This is a genomic window from Rhodanobacter lycopersici (assembly GCF_040812335.1).
GTDB lineage: Bacteria > Pseudomonadota > Gammaproteobacteria > Xanthomonadales > Rhodanobacteraceae > Rhodanobacter_A > Rhodanobacter_A lycopersici.
In genome coordinates, this window is record NZ_JBFOHK010000001.1 from 763,605 (window position 1) to 783,541 (window position 19,937).

Sequence of the window (19,937 nt, forward strand, 5' to 3'; positions counted from 1 at the left end):
CCTGGATTTCAGGGACGCATTCCCGGCGCGCCGACGAGGATGCACGACGTGCGCAGTCGTGCAGGACCGGCTGAATCCGCGACATGCGTGGGAGACACTCCTTCAGTGCAACGGCATGGTCGATGACGGGTGTGCCGTCAACAGTGCGCGAATCGCGTGCAGCTTCGCCTTGAACTGTGCCTCATTGACCGCTCCCAGTCGCAGCATCAGCTTCTGCCCCACCGACAGCGATTCCAGCGTGGGATCGACGTAGAGGTAACGCCCTTGCACCAATTGCAGCGCAGGCGGCTGCGCCGGCTCGGGTGCGACCAGCATGTCGTCGATCGCCGCGATCAGCCGGTCGTTGAAATAGCCCTTGGGGTAGCCCAGCTCGCGATAGGCCTGCTGGAACAGCGGGTAGCTGTGCACGTACCACGACACCAGCGCCTTCGGGTCGGCGTGCTGCACGATGGCCATGTAGGGCGCATAGCGCTCGGCGTTGTGCGTGTCGGCGGTGAGGATGCCCTGGGTCTCGCCGCTCCGGAACGCGCCGCGCGGCGTCCGCAGCGGCAGGATGAAGCTGCTGCCCAGCGCGTGTCGTGGCAGTGCATCGACGGTAGCCACGATGCGGCCCACGACCTGCTGCGGCAGCAACACCCCCTTCAGTCCCTCGCCGCCCATCGCGTACAGCGCCGAACTCACGCTGGCGTCGCTGTCGCCCAGTGCGGGCAGCGGCGCGGTGGACGCGGATGCCGGCACCTCGGCCTGCGCGATGGGGTGCCGGATGCTGGCCGCCGAGGCTGGCGCCGGCGCGCTTGCGGCAGTGGCCGCGGAGGATGCCGGCGTCGGCCCGGCGTTCGCGTTCGGCTGGGTGGCGCGCCACGCCACGTAGGCACCCACCGCGACGATGGCCACCACCGCGATCACCGCCGGCACCCAGCCGCCGCTGCCCGATTTGCGCCGGTACTTCACCATCCACCTCCACGCCTGTCGTCTCGATGAAAGTTCGACTCGAACACGGCCGAATCGTTCAGTACGGAGCGGCCGCACTCAAACCTTCAATCGGTACCCGGTCTTGAAGATCCACCATACAGCAGCCAGGCACAACACGAGGAATCCCAGGGTGGTGGCGAGGCTGATGCCCACGCCGACATCGGCCAGGCCGTAGAAGCTCCAGCGGAAGCCGCTGATCAGGTACACCACCGGATTGAACAGCGTCACCTTCTGCCAGAACGGCGGCAGCATGCGGATGGAATAGAAACTGCCGCCGAGGAAGGTCAGCGGCGTGATCACCATCAACGGCACCACCTGCAGCTTTTCGAAGTTGTCCGCCCAGATGCCGATGATGAAGCCAAGCAGGCTGAAGGTGACCGTGGTGAGCAACAGGAAGGTCACCATCGCCAGCGGATGCGCGATGGAGTAGTCCACGAAGAGGCGCGCCGTGGCGAGGATGATCAGGCCCACCATGATCGCCTTGGTGGCCGCCGCGCCCACGTAACCCAGCACGATCTCCAGGAAGGACAGCGGCGCGGAATGCACCTCGTAGATGGTGCCCACGAACTTCGGGAAGTAGATGCCGAAGGAGGCGTTGGAGACGCTCTGCATCAGCAGCGACAGCATCACCAGGCCGGGGATGATGAAGGCCGCGTAGCTGACCCCGTCCACGCTGGTGATACGCGATCCGATCGCCGAGCCGAACACCACGAAGTACAGCGAGGTGGAGACCACCGGCGAGGCGACGCTCTGCATCAGCGTGCGCCCGGTGCGGGCCATTTCGAAACGGTAGATCGCGCGGATGCCGTACCAGTTCATGCGCCCTCCTTCAGCAGTTGCAGGAAGATCTGCTCCAGCGTGTCCTGCCGCGTGCTGAGGTCGCGGAAGCGGATGCCGGCCCCGGCCAGGTCGGCCAGCAGCGCGGTGATGCCGGTACGCTCGCCCTGGGTGTCGTAGTTGTAGACCAGTTCGTTGCCGCCCGCGGCCAGTTCCAGCTTGTACTGCGCCAACGCTGCGGGCAGCGCGTCCAGCGGATCGTGCAGTTGCAGGCGCAGCTGCTTGCGGCCCAGCTTGTGCATCAGCGTGGCCTTCTCCTCCACCACGATCAGCTCGCCTCTGTTGATCACGCCCACGCGGTCGGCCATTTCCTCGGCCTCCTCGATGTAGTGCGTGGTGAGCACGATGGTGACGCCGCTCTCGCGCAAGCGCCGCACCATCGCCCACATGTCGCGGCGCAGCTCCACGTCCACGCCCGCGGTGGGCTCGTCGAGGAACAGCAGCTGCGGCTCGTGCGACAGCGCCTTGGCGATCATCACGCGCCGCTTCATGCCGCCGGAGAGCATCAGCATCCTGTTGTCGCGCTTGTCCCACAGCGACAGCTCCTGCAGCAGCCGCTCGATGTAGGCATCGTCCGGCGCCTTGCCGAACAGGCCGCGGCTGAAACGCACCGTGTTCCACACCGTCTCGAACGCATCGGTCTTCAGTTCCTGCGGCACCAGGCCGATCAGCGAGCGGGTGGCGCGCCAGCCGCGCACCACGTCGTAGCCGTCCACCGTGATGCTGCCGGCGCCGAGATTGACGATGCCGCAGATGATGCTGATCAGCGTGGTCTTGCCGGCGCCGTTGGGGCCGAGCAGGGCGAAGATCTCGCCGCGGCGGATCTCGAGGTCGATGCGCTTCAGGGCCTGGAAACCGCCCGGGTACACCTTGTCCAGCCCGCGCACGACAAGGATGTCGTCGCTCGCCGCTTGTGCCACAGCATTCATGCCTGTCTCCCGCGTGTTGCCGGTTGCCGTGAGGCAGCCAAGGCCGGAAATACTAAACCAATAAGTTTTGGAATCAACCGGCCTGTGTAACGACGCATGTCCAATGATCGCACAAATATGAAGTTTACCTTTGCAGTTTTCCTGCACATGGCGTAGCATGCGCCACCATGAAGACCGCCCTTCCCGACCCCCGCATCGCCCAGGCCCAGGCAACCGCCCGCGAACTGCGGGCACTGGTCGGCAGGCTGAAGCGACTGCTGCGCGAAAAGGTCGGCATCGAAGGACTCACGCTTTCGCAGATCGCGGTGCTGATCCATCTCGATCGCGAAGGCACCACCACGGTCAGCGAGCTGGCGCGCGCCGAGAACGTCAGGCCGCAATCGATGGGCACGACGGTGGCCGATCTGCAGACGCTCGGCCTGGTCGGCGGCGCGCCCGATCCCGGCGACGGGCGACGCATCCTGCTCTCACTGACGCGGCTGGCGCACGAGAAGATCAACGCCAACCGGGCTGCGCGCGAGGACTGGCTGTTCCATGCCATCCGCGAGCGCTTCGACGCCCATGAACAGGACGCCCTCGCACGCGGCGTCGAGTTGCTCAAACGGCTGGCCGAAGGCTGACCGCCTCCCCTTTTCAAACACGACGAGTCCCACCCATGGCACTGACCACGCTCGATCCCAAGACCGCCCTGATCGTCATCGATATCCAGAAAGGCATCGTCCAGCTGCCCTGCGCGCATCCCATGGCTGGCGTGATCGGTCGCGTGGTGGAGATCACGCAAGCCTTCCGCCGGCACAGTGCGCCCGTGGTGCTGGTGAACGTGGCCGGCGGCGCGCCGGGTCGCATCGAGCAACCGAAGCGGATGGGCGACCTGCCGGCGGACTGGGCCGAACTGGTTCCCGAACTGGATGCGCAGGCGAGTGACCATCTCGTCACCAAGCGCACATGGGGCGCGTTCGCGCACACCGACCTGCACGAACACCTGCAGAAACTCGGCGTGACGCAGGTGGTGATCGTCGGCGTGGCCACCAGCATCGGCGTGGAATCCACCGCGCGGCAGGCCTACGAACTGGGCTACAACGTCAGCCTCGCCACCGACGCGATGACCGACATGAACGCCGACGCGCACGCGAACAGCGTCATGCGCATCTTCCCGCGACTGGGCGAAACCGGCAGCACGGCCGAAGTCATCGACCTGCTCGCAAGCTGAGGAGGAAGCAACTCATGCCCTGGCTCCACTTCGTGTCGTGGTTCTTCGGTGGGGCCCTGCTCGCCAATGCCGTGCCCCATGCAGTCAGCGGCCTGATGGGACGCGCGTTCCAGAGCCCTTTCGCCAGGCCGCGCGGCGAAGGGCTCTCGTCTTCGATGACGAACGTGTGGTGGGGCTTCCTCAATCTCGCGCTCGGTTACGGGCTGCTGGCGCACGTCGGCAACTTCGACACGCACGACACCGCATGCATGGCCACGGCATTTGCCGGCGCGTTGCTGTTGAGCCTTTGCACGGCGCGCCACTTCGGCCGCTTCAACGGCGGCAATGCGCCGGAGCGCATGTGAGCACGAACGGCTCCGGCATGTTTGCTTCACTGCGCATATGGAACTACCGCGTGTGGGCCGGCGGCGCACTGGTATCCAACGTCGGCACGTGGATGCAGCGGGTGGCACAGGACTGGCTGGTGCTCACCATCCTCACCCACGACAACGCCGGCGCGGTGGGTGTGGTGATGGCCCTGCAGTTCGGCCCGCAGTTGCTGCTGTTGCCGTGGAGCGGCTATGCCGCCGACCGCTTCGACCGCCGCAAGCTGCTGATCGCCACGCAGGCCTCGCTGGGCCTGCTGGCGCTTGGCCTCGGGCTGGTGACGGTCACCGGCGTGGTCACCTTGTGGCAGGTGTACGTGTTCGCCTTCCTGCTCGGCTGCGTCTCCGCGTTCGATGCGCCGGTGCGGCAGGTTTTCGTCAACGATCTGGTGGGCGACGATTATCTGGCCAACGCGGTGTCGCTCAACTCCACCTCGTTCAATGCGGCGCGCATGATCGGCCCGGCTGTGGCCGGCCTGCTGATCGCCGCCGTGGGTTGCGGCTGGGTATTCCTGATCAATGCCGCCTCGTTCGCGGGCGTACTGGCCTCGCTGGCACTGCTGCGCGTGGATCAGCTGCACGACGACGAACGCAGCCCGCTCGGCGCCACCGGTGGCGGCGCCGAAGGCTTCCGCTACGTATGGCGACGGCCCGACCTGATGGCCGTGCTGGTGATGCTGTTCCTGATCGGCACGTTCGGCCTGAACTTCCCTATCTTCATCTCCACCATGTCGCTTACCGCGTTCCATGGCGGCGCTGGGCAATACGGCCTGCTCACCTCCGCGTTCGCGATCGGATCGGTGTGCGGTGCGCTCTATTCCGCGTATCGCAGCCAGCCGGGCATGGCGGTGCTGTGCACGGCTTCGGCCGTGTTCGGCACAGGTTGTGCGCTGGCGGCACTGGCGCCGAACGAAGGCCTGTTCGCTGCCGCGCTGGTGCTGACCGGCCTCGCCGCGCTGGTGTTCGCCACCGGCACCAACAGCCTGATGCAGCTCACCACGGAGCCGGCCATGCGCGGCCGCGTGATGGCATTGCGCATCGCCGTCGCCATGGGCGGCACGCCGCTCGGCGCCCCCATCGTCGGCTGGATTGCCGACCACTTCGGCCCGCGCTGGGCGCTGGGTGTAGGCGCCGCCGCGGGACTCGCCGCAATGCTGGTGGCACTGCGCCACATGGCCGGCCTGCGGGTGCGGCCGGTGGAGGCTCAGGCCTGATTCCGCGTTCCAATCAGGCAACCAAGAAGTTGCATTTCTCCGGACACGACGGCAATATGCAACTCATTGGTTGCAATCTGTCGCACATGGGAGAACCCACATGAACGCGAGCACCGACCGCATCGAACGGCAGATCCTGCTGCAGGCCCCACGCAGCAAGGTATGGCACGCACTGGTCGACGCCGAAAGTTTCGGCGACTGGTTCGGCGTGAACCTCAAGGGTCAGCGCTTCGTCGCCGGCGAAACCGCCTGCGGCCACATCACCTACCCCGGCTACGAACACCTGGTGTGCGAGATGCAGATCGAGCGGATCGAACCCGAGCGCCTGTTCGCATATCGTTGGCACCCCTACGCGGTCGACCCTTCGGCGGACTATTCGCAGGAACCGACCACGCTGGTGGAATTCGTGCTGGAAGACCATGCCGATGGCATCCTGCTGCACCTCGTCGAATCCGGTTTCGACCGCATCCCGCTGGCGCGCCGTGCCGAGGCGTATCGCATGAACAGCGGCGGCTGGGACGAGCAGATGCGGAACATCCAGAACTACCTGGCCCTGCACTGAGCACGCCATGCCGAAGCAACCTGCCTGGCAGAAGAGCGCGCCGGTGTTCGCCGCGCTCGGCGACCCGACCCGGCTGCGCCTGCTCGCCGCACTGTGTGCCGGCGGCGCGCTGTCGATCGCGCAGCTCACCGCCGGCACCGCGATCACCCGCCAGGCCGTCACCAAGCACCTGCAGGTGCTGGCGGATGCCGGGTTGGTGCGCGACAGCTGGCAGGGACGCGAGCGGCAGTGGGAACTGGAACCGTCGCGGCTGGCCGAGGCGCGCCGCGCGCTGGATGCGATCGCGGCGCAATGGGACCAGGCGCTGGCACGCCTGAAACGCCTCGTCGAGCGATGATGGCAGCGGCTCACGCCGCCTCGGCGCAATGCTCCATCACCTGCCGCACCTCGCACTCGATTTCCCATTCCTCCCCATGCACGGCAAGGAAGCGACGGGTGATTTCCAGCGCTTCGTCCATCGAAGCGGCCTGCAACATCGCATAGCCGGCCACCACCTCCTTCGTTTCGGTAAAGGGGCCGTCGACCACCGTCTGCCGGCCACGCGACAGCCGCATGCGCTTGCCTGCGGCCGTGGGCTGCAGGCCGGCGGTATCCAGCAATGAACCGGCTGCGCTCAATTCGGCCATCAACTTGCCCATGTCTTCCATCAATTGCGCACTGGGCTTCTGGCCGGCGCGTTCGTTGATCCGCACCATCGAAAGGAATCGCATCACGTCGTCTCCTGTGGGTATCGACACCGCGGCATGCGGCGCTCGTCTGGACGACGAACGGCGTGATGGCGGATCGACAAGCCGCGGAGCACTCCGCAAACCCGCCCTTTTGCCTTCGGAAGGCCGTACGCGATACAAAGCGCACCAGCCATCGACTCCGGGTATCCCCATGAGCAAGGTTCGCGTCGCCGGTTTCTCGCTGTCCCTCGACGGTTTCGGCGCTGGCGTCGAGCAGAGCCTGGACGACCCGCTGGGCAAGCGCGGTAAGGAGCTGTTCCAGTGGTACTTCGGCACCCGCGCGTTCCATGCGATGACCGGCCAGCCCGGCGGCGCGCAGGACGTCGACGACGCCTACGCGGTGCGCGCCATGGCCGGCTTCGGCGCCTTCATCCTCGGCCGCAACATGTTCGGCCCCCAGCGCGGGCCGTGGCCGGACGACGGCTGGAAAGGCTGGTGGGGCGAGGACCCGCCCTACCACGCGCCCACCTTCGTGCTCACCCGGCACCCGCGCGAACCGATCCCGATGGCCGGCGGCACCACCTTCCATTTCGTCACCGAAGGCATCGAGGCGGCACTGGCGCAGGCGCGTGCCGTGGCTGGCGGCAAGGACGTGAAGATCGGCGGCGGCGTGTGAGCACGGTGCGCCAGTACCTGCAGGCAGGCCTGGTGGACGAGCTGCATTTCGCGATCGCCCCGGTGCTGCTGGGCCGGGGCGAGGCCTTGTTCGCGGGACTGGATTTGCCGGCGCTGGGCTTCCGCGTGGTCGAGCATGCGGCCACCGCAGCGGCCACCCACGTGGTGCTCGCCCGTCACGCCTGAGCATGAGCCGATTCCAAGCCGCATCCACCAACCGCGAATCAGCGGTGAAAGAATATTTGTCTTGACATGATGTAAAAAATACAGAACATTATGTTCGTCACAACGAACTCAAGGGGAAGCATCATGTCGTCGCTGGAAAAACGCGCCTGGCTGACCTTGTGGAGCCAGTGCCCGCCTTACCTCGTCTATTTCCTGATCCAAGGCGTCTGGCCGAACTGGCTGACCACGTTCCAGCAGCGCATCGCCTGCCTCGCCGTCGTCGCCGGCGTGCACGCCATCGCTTACGTGGCCGGCCTGCTGTGGATGAAGCGGCAGGAGCGCGGCGAGCCGCTGCTGCTGGACGAGCGCGACCGCGCCATCGACGGGCGCGCCACCCGCACCGCCTACTTCGTGATGCTGACCGGCATGATCGTGGTCGGCGTGGTGATGCCCTTCAGCGACAGCGGCTGGAAGCTCACCAACACCGCCCTGCTCGCCATCGTGCTGGCCGAGACGGTGCGCTATGCGCTGATCGTGGCGGGCTACCGCAGGATGCCCCGCCTTGCCCACTGAGCCACTCACCAACGACGTGCGCCTGATGCGCTTCCTCGCACAGGACATGACCCAGGCCGAACTGGGCCGGCGCGTGGGCCTCACGCGCCAGACCATCGCCGCGATCGAACAGGGCCGCTACTCGCCCTCGCTGGAGGTGGCCTTCCGGATCGCCGACGTGTTCGGCAAGCGGCTGGACGAGGTATTCCACTGGAACCCCGGTGGCGGCGGGGGCGCGGAGCCCGGCGCGACGGCGTGATCGCACGCGCCTATTTCAGGCGCGTGTATTCGAGCTTCACCGTGAGTGCCTCGCGGCCATCGTGGCGTTCGTAATAGGCGTAGCTGAAATGGTCGGCGTCGGTGATCTCCATCACCTCGCGTACCGGCACCGTGGCGCCGCGCTGGCCGGACATCGCGCCGCGGAAGCTGCAGACGCGCCCGTTCGCCTCGCAATCGCCGTGCGCCACCACCACACCACCGAAATTCACGTCCATCCACAGGCTGTCGTAGCGGCCGGCGGCCGCGTCGTAGCCGAAGTAGCCCAGGCCACGGAAGGGCTTGACCGAGTCGATCTGCAGTTCCTGGCGCAGATGCTGGCCACCGAGCACCGCGGTGAACACGGCGCTGCCGCTATCGATGGTTGGCGCCTTGGCCGAATCGGCCCAGAAGGACTGGCGCACGCTCCAGCGCCCGGCCAGCCAGTCGAGGCGATGCGCCGGCGCGCTGGTTGACGTGGTTGGCGTGGCGTCCGCCGCACTGGCGGAAGGCGCAACGCACGCGGCGGCCATCAAGGCCACGGCGATGGGCAGGCAAGAGGACAAACGACGCAGAGGCATGGGTCATTCCGGCATGGGGGAGAGGCGCCAGCCTGCGCGGCACCGTGCCCCGCGTCCATGACCTCGCGGGTCAAGCCGCCGCGTATTCCCGCGCCAGCCGTGCGCATACCCCGGCCGTCTGTGCATCCGCGGGGAACGCGCTTTCGATGCGCAGTTCCTGCAGGGTCACGTCGTGCGGCATCGAGAACGTGGTGATCGTTTCGAAGAAACGCAGGGTGCCCGCTCGGCTGCGGAACTCCAGCGTGAGCACCGGCTCTGGCGCCGCGCCCTCATGCAGGGCGCCCGGCGCGGGCACGTCGGGATAGCGCGCGATCTCGGCCAGCAGACGGCGCGGCACGGGGTCGGTGGGCGCGGCCGCGATCTGCGCGTGCAGGTGGTGCAGGAACTTCTCCGCCACCGCGGGCCAGTTGACGATCACCGGGCGGAAATCCGCGGGGTCGAACACCTGGTGCAGCAGGTTGGCGTGGCGGCTTTCGCGGCCGTCCATCAGCAGGCGGTTCACGCGCATCGCAGCGCCATTGGCCAGCAGCACGTTCCACTGGCGATCCAGCACGAAGGCGGGATACGGCTCCTGCTGCGCCAGGATCAGCTCCACCGCGTGGCGCATGCGCTCCAGCGCGGGCGCGGCCCAATCATGCTCGGCGTATTCCGGCGCGTAACCCGCCGCGAGCAGCAACGCATTGCGGGCGCGCAGCGGCATGTCCAGCGTGGCGGCAATGCGCGCCAGCGCCTCGCGGCTGGGCCTGGCCTTGCCGGTCTCGATACAGCTCAGGTGACGCGTGGACATGTCCGCCGCCAGCGCCAGGTCGAGCTGGCTCTGCTTGCGCAGCGCGCGCCATTCGCGCAGCAACTGGCCGAGCGGTGGGGGCGAGGCGTTCGAAGCGGCGAGCGTGGCGACCATGCGGGAGTCCCGGCCAATCCATGTACAAGCGTGCGTCTCTCCGCTCTCCCGGCGGGGAGAGCGGGGGCAAGTGCTACTTCCGCGCCGCGATGATCTGGTCGAGGTAATCCGGCGTCCCCGCAATGCGTTCCAGGTGCGGGTATTGCAGGCCCTCGTGGTAGTCCACCGGCACGGTCTGCAGGCTGCCCTGGTACTTCAGCAGCAGTCGGATCGGCGCGCTGCCGCCTTTGGCAGCCTTGATCGCCTCCTTCAGCACGTCGCGCGAATAGGCCTGCCCGTTCACCGCCACCAGGGTGGCGCCGGTGCTGACGCCGGCCTTGAAGGCGGGACCGCCCCAGCGCACGTCGTTGATCCCGCCCTGCTTGTCCACGGTCAGGCCGATCGACCAAGCGAAGTTGTACATGTGGCGCGAGGATTCCGGCCGGCTGTCGTACTGCTTCTCGTAGGTGCTGGGCTGGTCGGTGTAGACCAACCTCCAGCCCGAGGCGGCAAGGCCGTCCAGCAGCGGCGGATCCAGCGCGTCGGCGCGGGCGCGCAGGAAGCCGGCCCAGTCGTATTTCGCCACGCCGTCGAGCGCCGCGACCACATCGTCGAAGGTATAGGTCTTCGTCACGAAGCTGCCGTTGTCCACGCCGAAGAAGACCTGTGCGAAATCGTCCAGCGACTTCCTGCCATGGGTGAGCTCGCGCAGCTTGGCGTCTACCGACAGCCACAGCATCTGGCCGCCCGAATAATAGTCCTCGCTCATCTGCCAGCTGCGGTACGGCAGCGCCGAACGGTGCGCAGCGGTGGCGTCGTTGGTGGTGTCCTCCAGCGTGCGCCACTGGAAGCCGGGGCGGTTGCGGTCGTAGTTCGCCGCGACCATCGCCAGTCCGTCGCGGAACTGTTCGGGCGTCCACAGGCCGGCGCGTGCGGTCAGCACGAAGCCCCAGTACTGCGTCTGGCCCTCGTACACCCACAGCAGCGAGTCGCCCATCGGCACGTTGAAGTTCGGCGTCCACAGGTCGGCCGGGCGGCGGAACTTGCCGTTCCACGAGTGCACGTACTCGTGCGCCAGCAGGTCGCGGTTGGGCGCGTTGTCGGCCCACGCCGTGAAGTAGTCGGCACCCATGCCGTCCTCGCTGGACTGGTGGTGCTCCAGGCCGTTGCCGGCCAGCTCGTCGGACAGCGAGAACAGGAAGTCGTAGTGGTCGTAGTGGTGCGAGCCGAACAGCTTCACCGCCTGGGTCACCAGCGCGCGGTGTTCCCTGAGTTGTTCGGGCGTCATCTCCAGGTACTTCGGCTCGTCGGCCACCACGTCCAGGTGCACCGGCGCCTTGCCGCCGGGATTCAAGTCCACGCGCTTGAAGTAGCGGCCCGCGTACATCGGCGAGTCGACCAGCGTGTTGTAGCTCACCGGCTTGAAGGTGGTGCTGTCGCCGGACTGCGAGCTGGTCTCCAGCGCACTGCCGAACTGCCAGCCTTGCGGCAGGGTAACGCTGGGCGCGAAGGTGATGTCGCGCGAGTAATGGCCGGCCGGATACAGCGACACCTTGTCCCATTCCAGCATCAGCATGCGGTCGGTCATCTCGTAGCCGTCGCGGCGCGGCGACAGGTACTGGAAATCCGCATCGAGGCTGGCGACGCCCGCGGGCACGTCGAGGTGGAAGGCATACACGTCGTACTTGTCGCGCGTCCACGCCACCGGCTTGCCGTTGGCGCTGAGCTTCAACCCCGCCAGCATCGCGACCGGGCCGCTGGGCGAGTGGTTGCCGGGGATCCACTCCGGATACAGCAGGGTCAGCTGGCCGGCCTCGACCGGGATGGTCTCGTGCACGCGGAAGATGCCCTGCCGCGTGTCGCTGGCATCGACGTGGATGGCGATGGTGCCCGGATACGGCGTGTCCTGCGGCGCCGGCACCTGCGCACTGCGCGACACCTGCGCGCCGGCGGCACCGGCCATGAGCGCCAGCGACACGGCCAGGGCGAGGCGCGCCGTGACATGGCGGCGGACGGGTTGCGGACGCACGGACGGAGCGACGGACATGACTGGCACCTGCGGCAGGTCGGGGACTTCCCCAACTTAACACCACCGGCCGCCGGCGCGAGGATGACGACTGGCACTGTGCGACGATGGAGCATCGTCGCCATCGAGGAGCCCGCCATGACCCCCAGCTGCCAGCCTCAGGACATCGTCCGCTTCTGGCGCGAGGCAGGTCCCGACAAGTGGTTCGACAAGGACGAAGCGTTCGACCGTGTCTTCATCACGCGCTTCCACGACGCGCACATGGCCGCTGCGCGGCGCGAACTCGACCACTGGCTGGACGAGGCCGAAGGCGCGCTGGCGCTGCTGATCCTGCTCGACCAGTTCCCGCGCAACGCCTTCCGCGGCACCGCGCACATGTTCGCCACCGATCCGCTGGCGCTGGGCTTCGCGCGGCAAGCCGTGACGCGCGGCCACGACCGTGCCGTGGATCCGGCGCTGCGCGTGTTCTTCTACCTGCCGTTCGAGCACAGCGAGGCGCTGGCCGACCAGGATCGTTCGGTGGCGCTGTGCGAGGGGCTGGACGACTACGCCCGATACGCCCGCACTCACCGCGACGTGATCGTGCGCTTCGGCCGCTTCCCGCACCGCAATGCCGTGCTGGGCCGCGAAACCACGGCCGGGGAACAGGCATTCCTCGACGAAGGCGGCTTCGCAGGCTGACGGCGACTACCGGACGAGCGTAGGAGCGGCTTCAGCCGCGACCGAGGCGCGCGGAATCGCGGCTGAAGCCGCTCCTACGGCCCACAGCAGGCAGGCAGGTGTCAGGCGAGCTTGCGTGCCGCCGCCACCACGTCCGCGTCTCCCGGCAGCACCAGGAACGCCGCGCCGGCCAGTGGCGTGAAGGTGTCGGCACCCACCACGCGTTCCAGCGGCGTGGCGCCGAGCCCGGCCTCGACGATGGCGGTGATCACGCCCTCGCCCACGCCCGCGCTCTTGCGGCCTTCGTCCAGCACGATGATGCGCTTGGCGCTCTTCGCCTGTGCCGCGATGAAGGCATCGTTGAGCGGCGCCAGCCAGCGCAGGTCGACCACGCGAACCTTCCACTTCAGTTCCTGCTCGATGGTGCGCGCAGCACGCAGCGCCATCGGCACGCCGTTGCCGAAGGTGAACACCACCAGGTCCTTCGCCTTCTCGTTGTAGACGCGGCCTTCGCCCAAGGTCATCGCCTCGCCCGGCGCGGAATAGGCGAACTGCCATTGCCCGTCGCCGGCCTCGTACAGATCCTTAGTCATGTACAGCGCGATGGGTTCGAGGAAGGCGCAGACGCGGCCGTCCACCTTGGCCAGCGCGGTAAGCGTGCGCAGCATGGTGGCCGCATCGTCGCCGCGCGAAGGACAACCGACCACGAGGCCCGGGATGTCGCGCAGCGCGGCGATCGAGTTGTCATTGTGGAAGTGGCCGCCGAAGCCGCGCTGGTAACCCAGCGAGGCCACGCGCATCACCAGCGGATTGCGGTACTGGTCGTTGGAGAAGAACTGCAGGCTGGCCGCCTCGCCGCGGATCTGGTCGCCCGCGTTGTGGAAATACGCGAGGTACTGGATCTCCGGGATCGGCAGCATGCCCATGTTGGCGTAGCCCTGGGCGAGGCCGAGGATCACCGTCTCGTCCAGCAGCGTATTGAACACGCGCGTGTTCTTGAACGCCTTGTGCAGGCCCTTGGTCACCGTGTACACGCCGCCCTTCTGCGCCACGTCCTCGCCGAACAGCAATGACTCGGGGTACTTTGCCATGACGTCGTGCAAGGCCTGGCCGATCTGGATGGCCAGGTGCCGCGGCGGCTGGTTTTCCGGCAGCTTCGCCTCGCCGCCGAAGGCCTTGAGGCGCGCCTCGGCGTAGTCGGCGCGCTCGGCCTCCGCTTTCACCGCAGCCGGCGTGTACGGCGCCAGCGGCTTCATCACGTCGTCCAGGCGCTCCAGCCTCGGGCGGCGGTCGGCTTCCTCGGCGGCGGCGAAGCAGCGCTTGCGGATGGCCTCGTTGAGTTCAAGCAAGGACGCCTTGGTGTACAGGCCCGACTCCAGCGCGATGGCCGCCGAACGCAGCAGCGGATCGGTGGCTTCCAGCGCCACCAGTTCCTCGATGCTGCGCCATTCGATCTCGAAGTCGGTGCCGGCGTGGCCCATGATGCGGGTGGTCCTGACGTGCAGGAAGGTGGGCCGGCGCGTGCCGCGGCAATGCTCCACCGCGCGCTGCACCTGCGCGTAACCCTCGGCGAGGTCGAGGCCATCGGCGAAGAAGTAGTCGAGGTCGGCGCGATGCTGGAAATTGTTCGCCACCCAGCCGGTCGGCGTCTTCACCGAGATGCCGATGCCGTTGTCCTCGCACACGAACAGCACCGGCGCGGGCAGCTTCTGGTAGGCCGTCCACGCCGCGGCGTTGAACGCGGTCTGTGCGGTGGCGTGGTTGCTGGAGGCGTCGCCGAACGAGCAGATGGCGATGGAATCCTCGGGAATCGGCAGCGTGTGGCCGATGCGCTTCGCATGATCGATCGCGACGGCGGTGCCCAGCGCCTTGGGCAGGTGCGAGGCGATGGTGGAGGTCTGCGGCAGCACCCAGAGCGGCTTGCTGCCCCACACCTTGTGGCGGCCGCCGGAGGCCGGGTCTTCGCTGGACGCGGCGAAGCTCAGTGCCGAATCCATCACCGGGTCCATGCCCGGCAACTTGCGGAAACGCTCGGCCATGAAGCCGCCGCTGCGGTAGTGCAGGAAGGCCGGGTCGGTATGGCGCGTCAGCCGCGCCACCATCGCGTTGCCTTCGTGGCCGCTCGAACCGATGGTGTAGAACACCTTGTTCTGCACGCGCAGCACGCGCGCCATCAGGTCGAGGTGGCGCGAGATCAGCTGCGATTCCAGCAGTTCGCGGAAACCGCGCGCATCCAGCGCACTGCCCGGCAGCACCGGCGCATCGTCGCGCGGCGCGGTGCGCGCCTCGCCCTGCCACTGCTGCACGAACTCGGTGAAGTTCTGATCGACGATCTCGGCGCGGTTGAAGCCCTTGTGGCGGGCGGCGATGGGAGCGGGCGTGGTGGTCATGGCGATGTCGGTTCGGTAGGAGCGGCTCGTGGCCGTCAGGAAGAGGAAACGATGGAGAGCACGGAAGGCTGGCGCAACTGGCGCAGCGCTGTGGCGCGGTCGCGATCCTTGTCGCGGCCGAAGGATTCGAAGATGCGGATCTGGTCGTCCAGCGCAGGCACCGGCACGGCCATGCCCTGCAGGCCGGCCAGCACCAGCCGGCCCGGCGACACCGGCTGCCAGCCGTCGCCCTGGTCGAGTTCCAGGCCACCCATCACCTCCACCGGCATGCCGGGAAAGTGGAAGCGGGCGAAGTGCGAACGGAAGCGGCCGTCGTCGACCGGGGCATGCGTGGCGTCGCGGCGATCGGCCCACAGTGTCGCCAGCATTTCGGCATCGGCGCGCGAAACCAGCACGTCGACGTCGGCCACGCTCACCTCGGCGCCGAGCAGGCGCGCCGCGGCGCTGCCGATCAGGCACCACGGCTCGACGCAATGCACGTGCAGCTCGGGCACCAGCTCGGCGAGCGCGACGAACAGCGCGGGCGGGATATGGCTCATGCGCGGCGGCGCAACCAGGCCTCGCGGCTCTGGCCCCATATCTCGACCGGCAACTCCTGGAACGGCTCGGGCAGGCGGCCAGGCCCGAGCAGGCTCGAACCCAGTCGCCGGGCAACGTGCTGCGAAGCGGTGTTGTCCGGCACGATGGTGTGGATCACCTCGCTCCAGCCCAGCTGCGCGAAGGCCCAGTCGATCGCGGCGGTCGCGCCTTCGGTCGCATAGCCTTTGCCCCAGGTTTCGCGCAACAGGCCCCAGCCCACCTCGGTGCCGGGCCAGCCCTCGGGGCACCATGGCCCCAACCGGCCGATCCAGCGACCGCTCGTCTTCTCGATCACCGAGAACATGCCATAGCCCTGCATCGCCCAGGCGCCGGCCATCGAAAGAAAACCGCGCCAGGCCACGGCGCGCGGCTGCGGGCCGCCGATGTGGCGGGAGTTCTCCTCGTCGCCCATCAGCGCGGCCCAACCCTCGAAATCCTCCGGCCGGGTCGGGCGCAGGATCAGGCGGTCGGTTTCGATGCGGATGTCGGTGATCGACATATCGGGAAGCACAATGCCTTGCCGGTGGCCGGAGCTGGGGGTTACCTCCTCTCCCCTTCGGGGAGAGGATCGAGATGAGGGGGCACTCTTGCGATGACTCCCGCTCGAAGCATGCTTCGCATGAAGGCTGCCGCGAGACCCGTCCCTCACCCCAGCCCTCTCCCCCGGAGGGGAGAGGGAGTGGCGATCAGAACGCGTTGATGCCGGTCAGTTCGCGGCCCACCACCAGCTCGTGCACGGTCTCGGTGCCCTCGTAGGTGATCACCGATTCCAGGTTCAGCGCATGGCGAATCGCGCCGTGCTCGGTGGTGATGCCGGCGCCGCCGAGGATGTCGCGGCACTGGCGCGCAATGTCGATCGCCATGCGGCAGTTGTTCCACTTCGCCAGCGAGACCTGGGTGGGCTGCATGGCGCCGGCGTCCTTCAGGCGGCCCAACTGCAGCGAGAGCAACTGCGCCGTGGTGATGCGGCGGGCCATGTCGGCGAGCTTGAGCTGGATGGCCTGGTTCGATGAAAGCGGACGCCCGAACAGGATGCGCTCGGCGCTGTAGTCCAGCACTTCCTTGAGGCAGGCCTGCGCGGCGCCGATCGGACCCCAGGTGATGCCGTAGCGCGCCTGGGTGAGGCAGCCGAGCGGCCCCTTCAGGCCCTTCACGTTCGGCAGGCGGTTCGCATCCGGCACACGCACATTGTCGAAGAACAGCGCGCTGGTGACCGAGGCGCGCAGGCTCATCTTCTTGTGGATCTGCTGCGCGGTGAACCCCCTGCTGTCCGTCGGCACGATGAAGCCCTGGATGCCGTCGTCGGTCTGCGCCCAGACCACCGCGATGTGGGCCAGGTTGCCATTGGTGATCCACATCTTGGCGCCGTTGATGACCCAGTCGCCGCCGTCCTTCTTCGCGTGGGTCTTCATGTTTGCCGGGTCGGAACCGCCGTGCGGCTCGGTGAGGCCGAAGCAGCCGATGATCTCGCCCGCCGCCATCTGCGGCAGGTATTCCATCTTCTGCTCTTCGCTGCCGTAGGCGTAGATCGGGTACATCACCAGCGAACTCTGCACCGAGGCGAAGCTGCGCAGGCCCGAGTCGCCGCGCTCCAGCTCCTGGCAGATCAGGCCGTAGCTCACCCCGCTCATGCCCGCACAGCCGTACTTCTCGGGGATGGTGGCGCCCAGCAGGCCGAGGCTGGCGATTTCCGGAATCAGCTCGGTCGGGAAACGTGCCTGGTCGAAGCAGTCGCCGATGATCGGCAACACCTTTTCATCGACGAAGCGGCCGACAGTGTCCTGCACCATGCGCTCCTCGTCGGAAAGCAGCGAGCGGACGTCGTACAGGTCGAGCGGGTTCAGGCGGGCAGCAGCCATGTGCGTTCCAGTGGCGGACGGGGAAACCCCGTATTCTACCCGGGGTACCCCGTGCCGGTCATGGCCGGGCGCAGCAGCCGCGCCGTGCGATCATGCGGCCCCGTCCCTTCCCCACCACGGAAAACCCATGATCAAGGGTGTGCTGCTGGGCTTCGCCAGCTTCGCGGCCTACGCGATCAGCGACGCCTTCGTGAAAACCCTGCACGGCAGCGTGCCACCGTACGAATCGGTGTGCATCGGCGCGGCGCTGGGCCTGGCCGCGCTGCCCTTCATCATGGACAAGGACGACCGCTGGCACGACGTTTTCGCCGCGCGCCGCCCGAAGCTGTGGTGGGCGCGGGCGCTGGCCGGCGCGGTGGGCAACATCTGCTCGGTCACCGCGTTCACCCTGCTGCCGATGGCCGAGGTGTTCTCGATGATCTTCCTGATGCCGATCTTCGTGACCATCCTCTCGGTGCTGCTGCTGAAGGAGCACGTGGGCTGGCGGCGCTGGACCGCGGTGCTCGTGGGCTTCGCCGGCGTGCTGGTGGTGCTGCGCCCCGGCTTTCGCGTGCTTGGACTGGGGCACCTGGCGGCGATCCTGTGCGGCATCGCGGCGGCGCTGTCGATGGTGGCGCTGCGCATGGCAGGCGGCGACGAGAAACGCATCAGCCTGTACGGCGCCGGCGTGATCGGTCCGCTGGTGGCCGGCGGCGTGCTGATGCTGCCCCATTTCGTGTGGCCGGATCTTTCACAATGGGGCCTGCTGGCCGGCTACGGCCTGCTCGCCGCGCTGGCCGGCGTGCTGCTGATGTACGCCACCCGGCTCGCGCATGCCAACCGCGTGGCGCCCACCCAGTACAGCCAGATGCTGTGGGCGATCGGCTTCGGCTACTGGCTGTTCGGCGACCACCTCGACTGGCCGATGCTGGTCGGCATCGTGCTGATCCTGGGTGCAGGGCTGTTCACGCTGGTGCGGGAGGAGCAGGTCACGAACTGGTGGAAGCGGATGCGTATCATCTGAGCGCCGGTGCAGGCGCGGCCATCACCATCCCGTGACGCGACATGTGTCATCCGGTTGCAATGGCATCCACACGACAGACGCGTCATGCTGAACCGCAGCCGACGCCGCCCTGCCGGAAGTCACGCCCCGACAGGTCAACCCTGCCGCCAGTGAATCGTTCAAGGCGATCTGACTTTTGCCCCGACCGCGACCGGCATGGCCTGGTCGACACCCGCATCGCAAGAAATTGATGAGGCGCGGTCGGCCCGTCGTATGAACGACGGCATGAATCGTTTGGAGATGGCACATGAATGCCAATGTTTCGCGCTCCACCCCACCCCGCCGCCCGAAACGCCACCTGTTGATCGTCGGCATCGTGCTGGCGGTGGTGATCGCCCTGATCGTGCTCCACCTGCTCGGCGGCAAGAAAACCCGGGGCGGCTTTGCCGCGCAGGTGGTGGGCACGGCCACCGCCACCCTCGGCGACATGCCGGAGAACCTCGACGAGCTGGGCACGGTGACGCCGACGGCTACGGTCAACGTGCTGCCGCAGCTGAGCGGTTACCTCACCGCGGTGGGCTACCAGGAAGGCCAGGATGTCACCAAGGGCCAGTTCCTCGCCCAGATCGACCCGCGCCAGTACGAGATCGACAAGCAGCAGGCCGAGGCGCAGCTCGCCAAGGACCAGGCCAGCCTGGCGCAGGCCCGGGCCGACCTGGCCCGCTATGCGCAGCTGCACCAGCAGAAATCGATCGCCGAGCAGACCTTCATCGACCAGCAGTTCACCGTGCAGCAGGACGAGGCGGCGGTGAAGGCCGACCAGGCCGCCATCGCGCAGGACGCGCTGAACATTGCCTACTGCCACATCACCGCCCCCGTCGCGGGCCGCGTGGGCCTGCGCCTGGTCGATCCCGGCAACTACGTCACCGCGTCCAGTTCGCCGGGGATCGTGACCATCACCACGATGAAGCCGACCACGGTGCAGTTCTCCGTGCCGCAGAACGCGCTGTCGCGGGTGCTGCAGCGCTTCGGCGCCGGCGCCAAGCTGCCGGTGGCGATCTACAACAGCGACAACAGCAAGCAGATCACCACCGGCACGGTGTATGCCATCGGCAACCAGATGGCCACCGGCACCGGCACGGTGCCGCTGCGCGCCACGGTGCCCAATGACGACGAGGCGCTGTTCCCCAACGAATTCGTCAACGTGCAGCTGCTGGTGGATACGCTGAAGAACGCGGTGCTGGTGCCGACCCCGGCCGTGCAGAACGGCGCGCCGGGCGATTTCGTCTATCTGGTCAATGCCGACAATACCGTCTCCGTGCACAAGGTCACCCTCGGCCCCAGCGACGGCAAGAACACCGTCATCCTGTCCGGCCTCGCCGCCGGCCAGACCGTGGTCACCGACGGCACGGACCGCCTCAGCGATGGCGCCAGGATCAAGCTCGCCGGCGCGCAGCCGGCCGCCGCGGGCAGCGCACCGGCAGCGCCGTCGTCCACGGCGGGCAAACGGCACTCCGGCTGGAAGAAGAAGCACGCGTCCGCCGACAGTTCGGCTTCGTAAGCGGCGGGCGCACAA

At 67.6% G+C, this 19,937-nt stretch carries 24 protein-coding genes; 13 read left to right on the forward strand and 11 right to left on the reverse strand.

What is annotated here, in order from left to right:
- Positions 1-102 precede the first annotated feature (102 nt).
- From ABQJ54_RS03530 to ABQJ54_RS03540, 3 genes are all read right to left on the reverse strand, one after another.
- On the reverse strand, positions 103-954 hold the full coding sequence (locus ABQJ54_RS03530; RefSeq protein ID WP_367852882.1) for a DUF3014 domain-containing protein: 852 nt from the start codon (positions 952-954) through the stop codon (positions 103-105).
- Between the two features lie 75 nt (positions 955-1,029).
- Positions 1,030-1,791, reverse strand: a complete 762-nt coding sequence (locus tag ABQJ54_RS03535) for an ABC transporter permease (protein WP_367852883.1) — start codon at positions 1,789-1,791, stop codon at positions 1,030-1,032.
- A complete protein-coding gene (locus tag ABQJ54_RS03540) occupies positions 1,788-2,738 on the reverse strand; it encodes an ABC transporter ATP-binding protein (protein WP_367852884.1) in 951 nt (316 codons plus the stop codon). Before ABQJ54_RS03540 ends, ABQJ54_RS03535 begins: the two co-directional genes overlap by 4 nt.
- A gap of 167 nt (positions 2,739-2,905) precedes the next feature.
- Between ABQJ54_RS03540 and ABQJ54_RS03545 the strand changes: the two genes are divergently transcribed.
- The 6 genes from ABQJ54_RS03545 (at position 2,906) to ABQJ54_RS03570 (ending at position 6,426) form a co-directional block, all read left to right on the forward strand.
- Positions 2,906-3,358 (forward strand): MarR family winged helix-turn-helix transcriptional regulator, encoded by a 453-nt coding sequence (locus ABQJ54_RS03545; RefSeq protein ID WP_367852885.1) that lies wholly within the window; start codon positions 2,906-2,908, stop codon positions 3,356-3,358.
- 35 nt (positions 3,359-3,393) lie between these two features.
- A complete protein-coding gene (locus ABQJ54_RS03550) occupies positions 3,394-3,948 on the forward strand; it encodes an isochorismatase family protein (protein WP_367852886.1) in 555 nt (184 codons plus the stop codon).
- A gap of 14 nt (positions 3,949-3,962) precedes the next feature.
- Positions 3,963-4,292, forward strand: coding sequence for a hypothetical protein (locus ABQJ54_RS03555; protein WP_367852887.1), 330 nt, complete (start codon positions 3,963-3,965; stop codon positions 4,290-4,292).
- Positions 4,293-4,309: 17 nt separating this feature from the next.
- The gene (locus ABQJ54_RS03560; protein WP_367852888.1) at positions 4,310-5,527 is read left to right on the forward strand and encodes an MFS transporter; all 1,218 of its coding nucleotides are present in this window, start codon (positions 4,310-4,312) and stop codon (positions 5,525-5,527) included.
- 100 nt (positions 5,528-5,627) lie between these two features.
- On the forward strand, positions 5,628-6,089 hold the full coding sequence (locus tag ABQJ54_RS03565) for an SRPBCC family protein (RefSeq protein ID WP_367852889.1): 462 nt from the start codon (positions 5,628-5,630) through the stop codon (positions 6,087-6,089).
- A 7-nt stretch (positions 6,090-6,096) separates the two neighbouring features.
- Positions 6,097-6,426, forward strand: coding sequence for an ArsR/SmtB family transcription factor (locus tag ABQJ54_RS03570; RefSeq protein WP_367852890.1), 330 nt, complete (start codon positions 6,097-6,099; stop codon positions 6,424-6,426).
- 10 nt (positions 6,427-6,436) lie between these two features.
- Here the strand turns inward: ABQJ54_RS03570 and ABQJ54_RS03575 are convergent, their stop codons facing one another.
- Positions 6,437-6,799 carry a YciI family protein gene (locus tag ABQJ54_RS03575; RefSeq protein ID WP_367852891.1) on the reverse strand — a complete coding sequence of 121 codons (363 nt, stop codon included), beginning with the start codon at positions 6,797-6,799 and terminating at the stop codon, positions 6,437-6,439.
- Between the two features lie 169 nt (positions 6,800-6,968).
- Between ABQJ54_RS03575 and ABQJ54_RS03580 the strand changes: the two genes are divergently transcribed.
- The 4 genes from ABQJ54_RS03580 (at position 6,969) to ABQJ54_RS03595 (ending at position 8,408) form a co-directional block, all read left to right on the forward strand.
- A complete protein-coding gene (locus ABQJ54_RS03580) occupies positions 6,969-7,433 on the forward strand; it encodes a dihydrofolate reductase family protein (protein ID WP_367852892.1) in 465 nt (154 codons plus the stop codon).
- A complete protein-coding gene (locus tag ABQJ54_RS03585) occupies positions 7,430-7,618 on the forward strand; it encodes a dihydrofolate reductase family protein (protein WP_367852893.1) in 189 nt (62 codons plus the stop codon). The genes ABQJ54_RS03580 and ABQJ54_RS03585 overlap by 4 nt, the downstream gene beginning before the upstream one ends.
- A gap of 123 nt (positions 7,619-7,741) precedes the next feature.
- Entirely contained in the window at positions 7,742-8,170 is a 429-nt protein-coding gene (locus ABQJ54_RS03590; RefSeq protein ID WP_367852894.1) for a hypothetical protein, read from the forward strand.
- Positions 8,160-8,408 (forward strand): helix-turn-helix transcriptional regulator, encoded by a 249-nt coding sequence (locus ABQJ54_RS03595; protein WP_437343311.1) that lies wholly within the window; start codon positions 8,160-8,162, stop codon positions 8,406-8,408. The genes ABQJ54_RS03590 and ABQJ54_RS03595 overlap by 11 nt, the downstream gene beginning before the upstream one ends.
- Positions 8,409-8,418: 10 nt before the next feature.
- Here the strand turns inward: ABQJ54_RS03595 and ABQJ54_RS03600 are convergent, their stop codons facing one another.
- The 3 genes from ABQJ54_RS03600 to ABQJ54_RS03610 all read right to left on the reverse strand — a co-directional run bounded on the left by ABQJ54_RS03600 (position 8,419) and on the right by ABQJ54_RS03610 (position 11,912).
- Positions 8,419-8,985, reverse strand: a complete 567-nt coding sequence (locus ABQJ54_RS03600) for a DUF1579 family protein (protein WP_367852895.1) — start codon at positions 8,983-8,985, stop codon at positions 8,419-8,421.
- Between the two features lie 70 nt (positions 8,986-9,055).
- Positions 9,056-9,886, reverse strand: a complete 831-nt coding sequence (locus ABQJ54_RS03605; RefSeq protein WP_367852896.1) for a helix-turn-helix domain-containing protein — start codon at positions 9,884-9,886, stop codon at positions 9,056-9,058.
- A 73-nt stretch (positions 9,887-9,959) separates the two neighbouring features.
- Positions 9,960-11,912 (reverse strand): M61 family metallopeptidase, encoded by a 1,953-nt coding sequence (locus ABQJ54_RS03610; protein WP_367852897.1) that lies wholly within the window; start codon positions 11,910-11,912, stop codon positions 9,960-9,962.
- Between the two features lie 117 nt (positions 11,913-12,029).
- Between ABQJ54_RS03610 and ABQJ54_RS03615 the strand changes: the two genes are divergently transcribed.
- Positions 12,030-12,572, forward strand: coding sequence for a DUF924 family protein (locus ABQJ54_RS03615; protein WP_367852898.1), 543 nt, complete (start codon positions 12,030-12,032; stop codon positions 12,570-12,572).
- Positions 12,573-12,673: 101 nt separating this feature from the next.
- Here ABQJ54_RS03615 and ABQJ54_RS03620 read toward each other — a convergent pair whose 3' ends face one another.
- The 4 genes from ABQJ54_RS03620 to ABQJ54_RS03635 form a co-directional block, all read right to left on the reverse strand.
- Positions 12,674-14,941, reverse strand: coding sequence for a thiamine pyrophosphate-dependent enzyme (locus ABQJ54_RS03620; RefSeq protein ID WP_367852899.1), 2,268 nt, complete (start codon positions 14,939-14,941; stop codon positions 12,674-12,676).
- Between the two features lie 35 nt (positions 14,942-14,976).
- Complete coding sequence (locus ABQJ54_RS03625) at positions 14,977-15,480, reverse strand: nucleotidyltransferase family protein (RefSeq protein ID WP_367852900.1); 504 nt, start codon at positions 15,478-15,480, stop codon at positions 14,977-14,979.
- Positions 15,477-16,019, reverse strand: a complete 543-nt coding sequence (locus ABQJ54_RS03630) for a GNAT family N-acetyltransferase (protein WP_367852901.1) — start codon at positions 16,017-16,019, stop codon at positions 15,477-15,479. The genes ABQJ54_RS03625 and ABQJ54_RS03630 overlap by 4 nt, the downstream gene beginning before the upstream one ends.
- A gap of 187 nt (positions 16,020-16,206) precedes the next feature.
- A complete protein-coding gene (locus ABQJ54_RS03635) occupies positions 16,207-17,379 on the reverse strand; it encodes an acyl-CoA dehydrogenase family protein (RefSeq protein ID WP_367852902.1) in 1,173 nt (390 codons plus the stop codon).
- 127 nt (positions 17,380-17,506) lie between these two features.
- Between ABQJ54_RS03635 and ABQJ54_RS03640 the strand changes: the two genes are divergently transcribed.
- Both ABQJ54_RS03640 and ABQJ54_RS03645 read left to right on the forward strand, forming a co-directional pair.
- Positions 17,507-18,382, forward strand: coding sequence for a DMT family transporter (locus ABQJ54_RS03640; RefSeq protein ID WP_367852903.1), 876 nt, complete (start codon positions 17,507-17,509; stop codon positions 18,380-18,382).
- A 286-nt stretch (positions 18,383-18,668) separates the two neighbouring features.
- Complete coding sequence (locus ABQJ54_RS03645; protein ID WP_367852904.1) at positions 18,669-19,922, forward strand: efflux RND transporter periplasmic adaptor subunit; 1,254 nt, start codon at positions 18,669-18,671, stop codon at positions 19,920-19,922.
- The last annotated feature ends 15 nt before the right edge of the window (positions 19,923-19,937 follow it).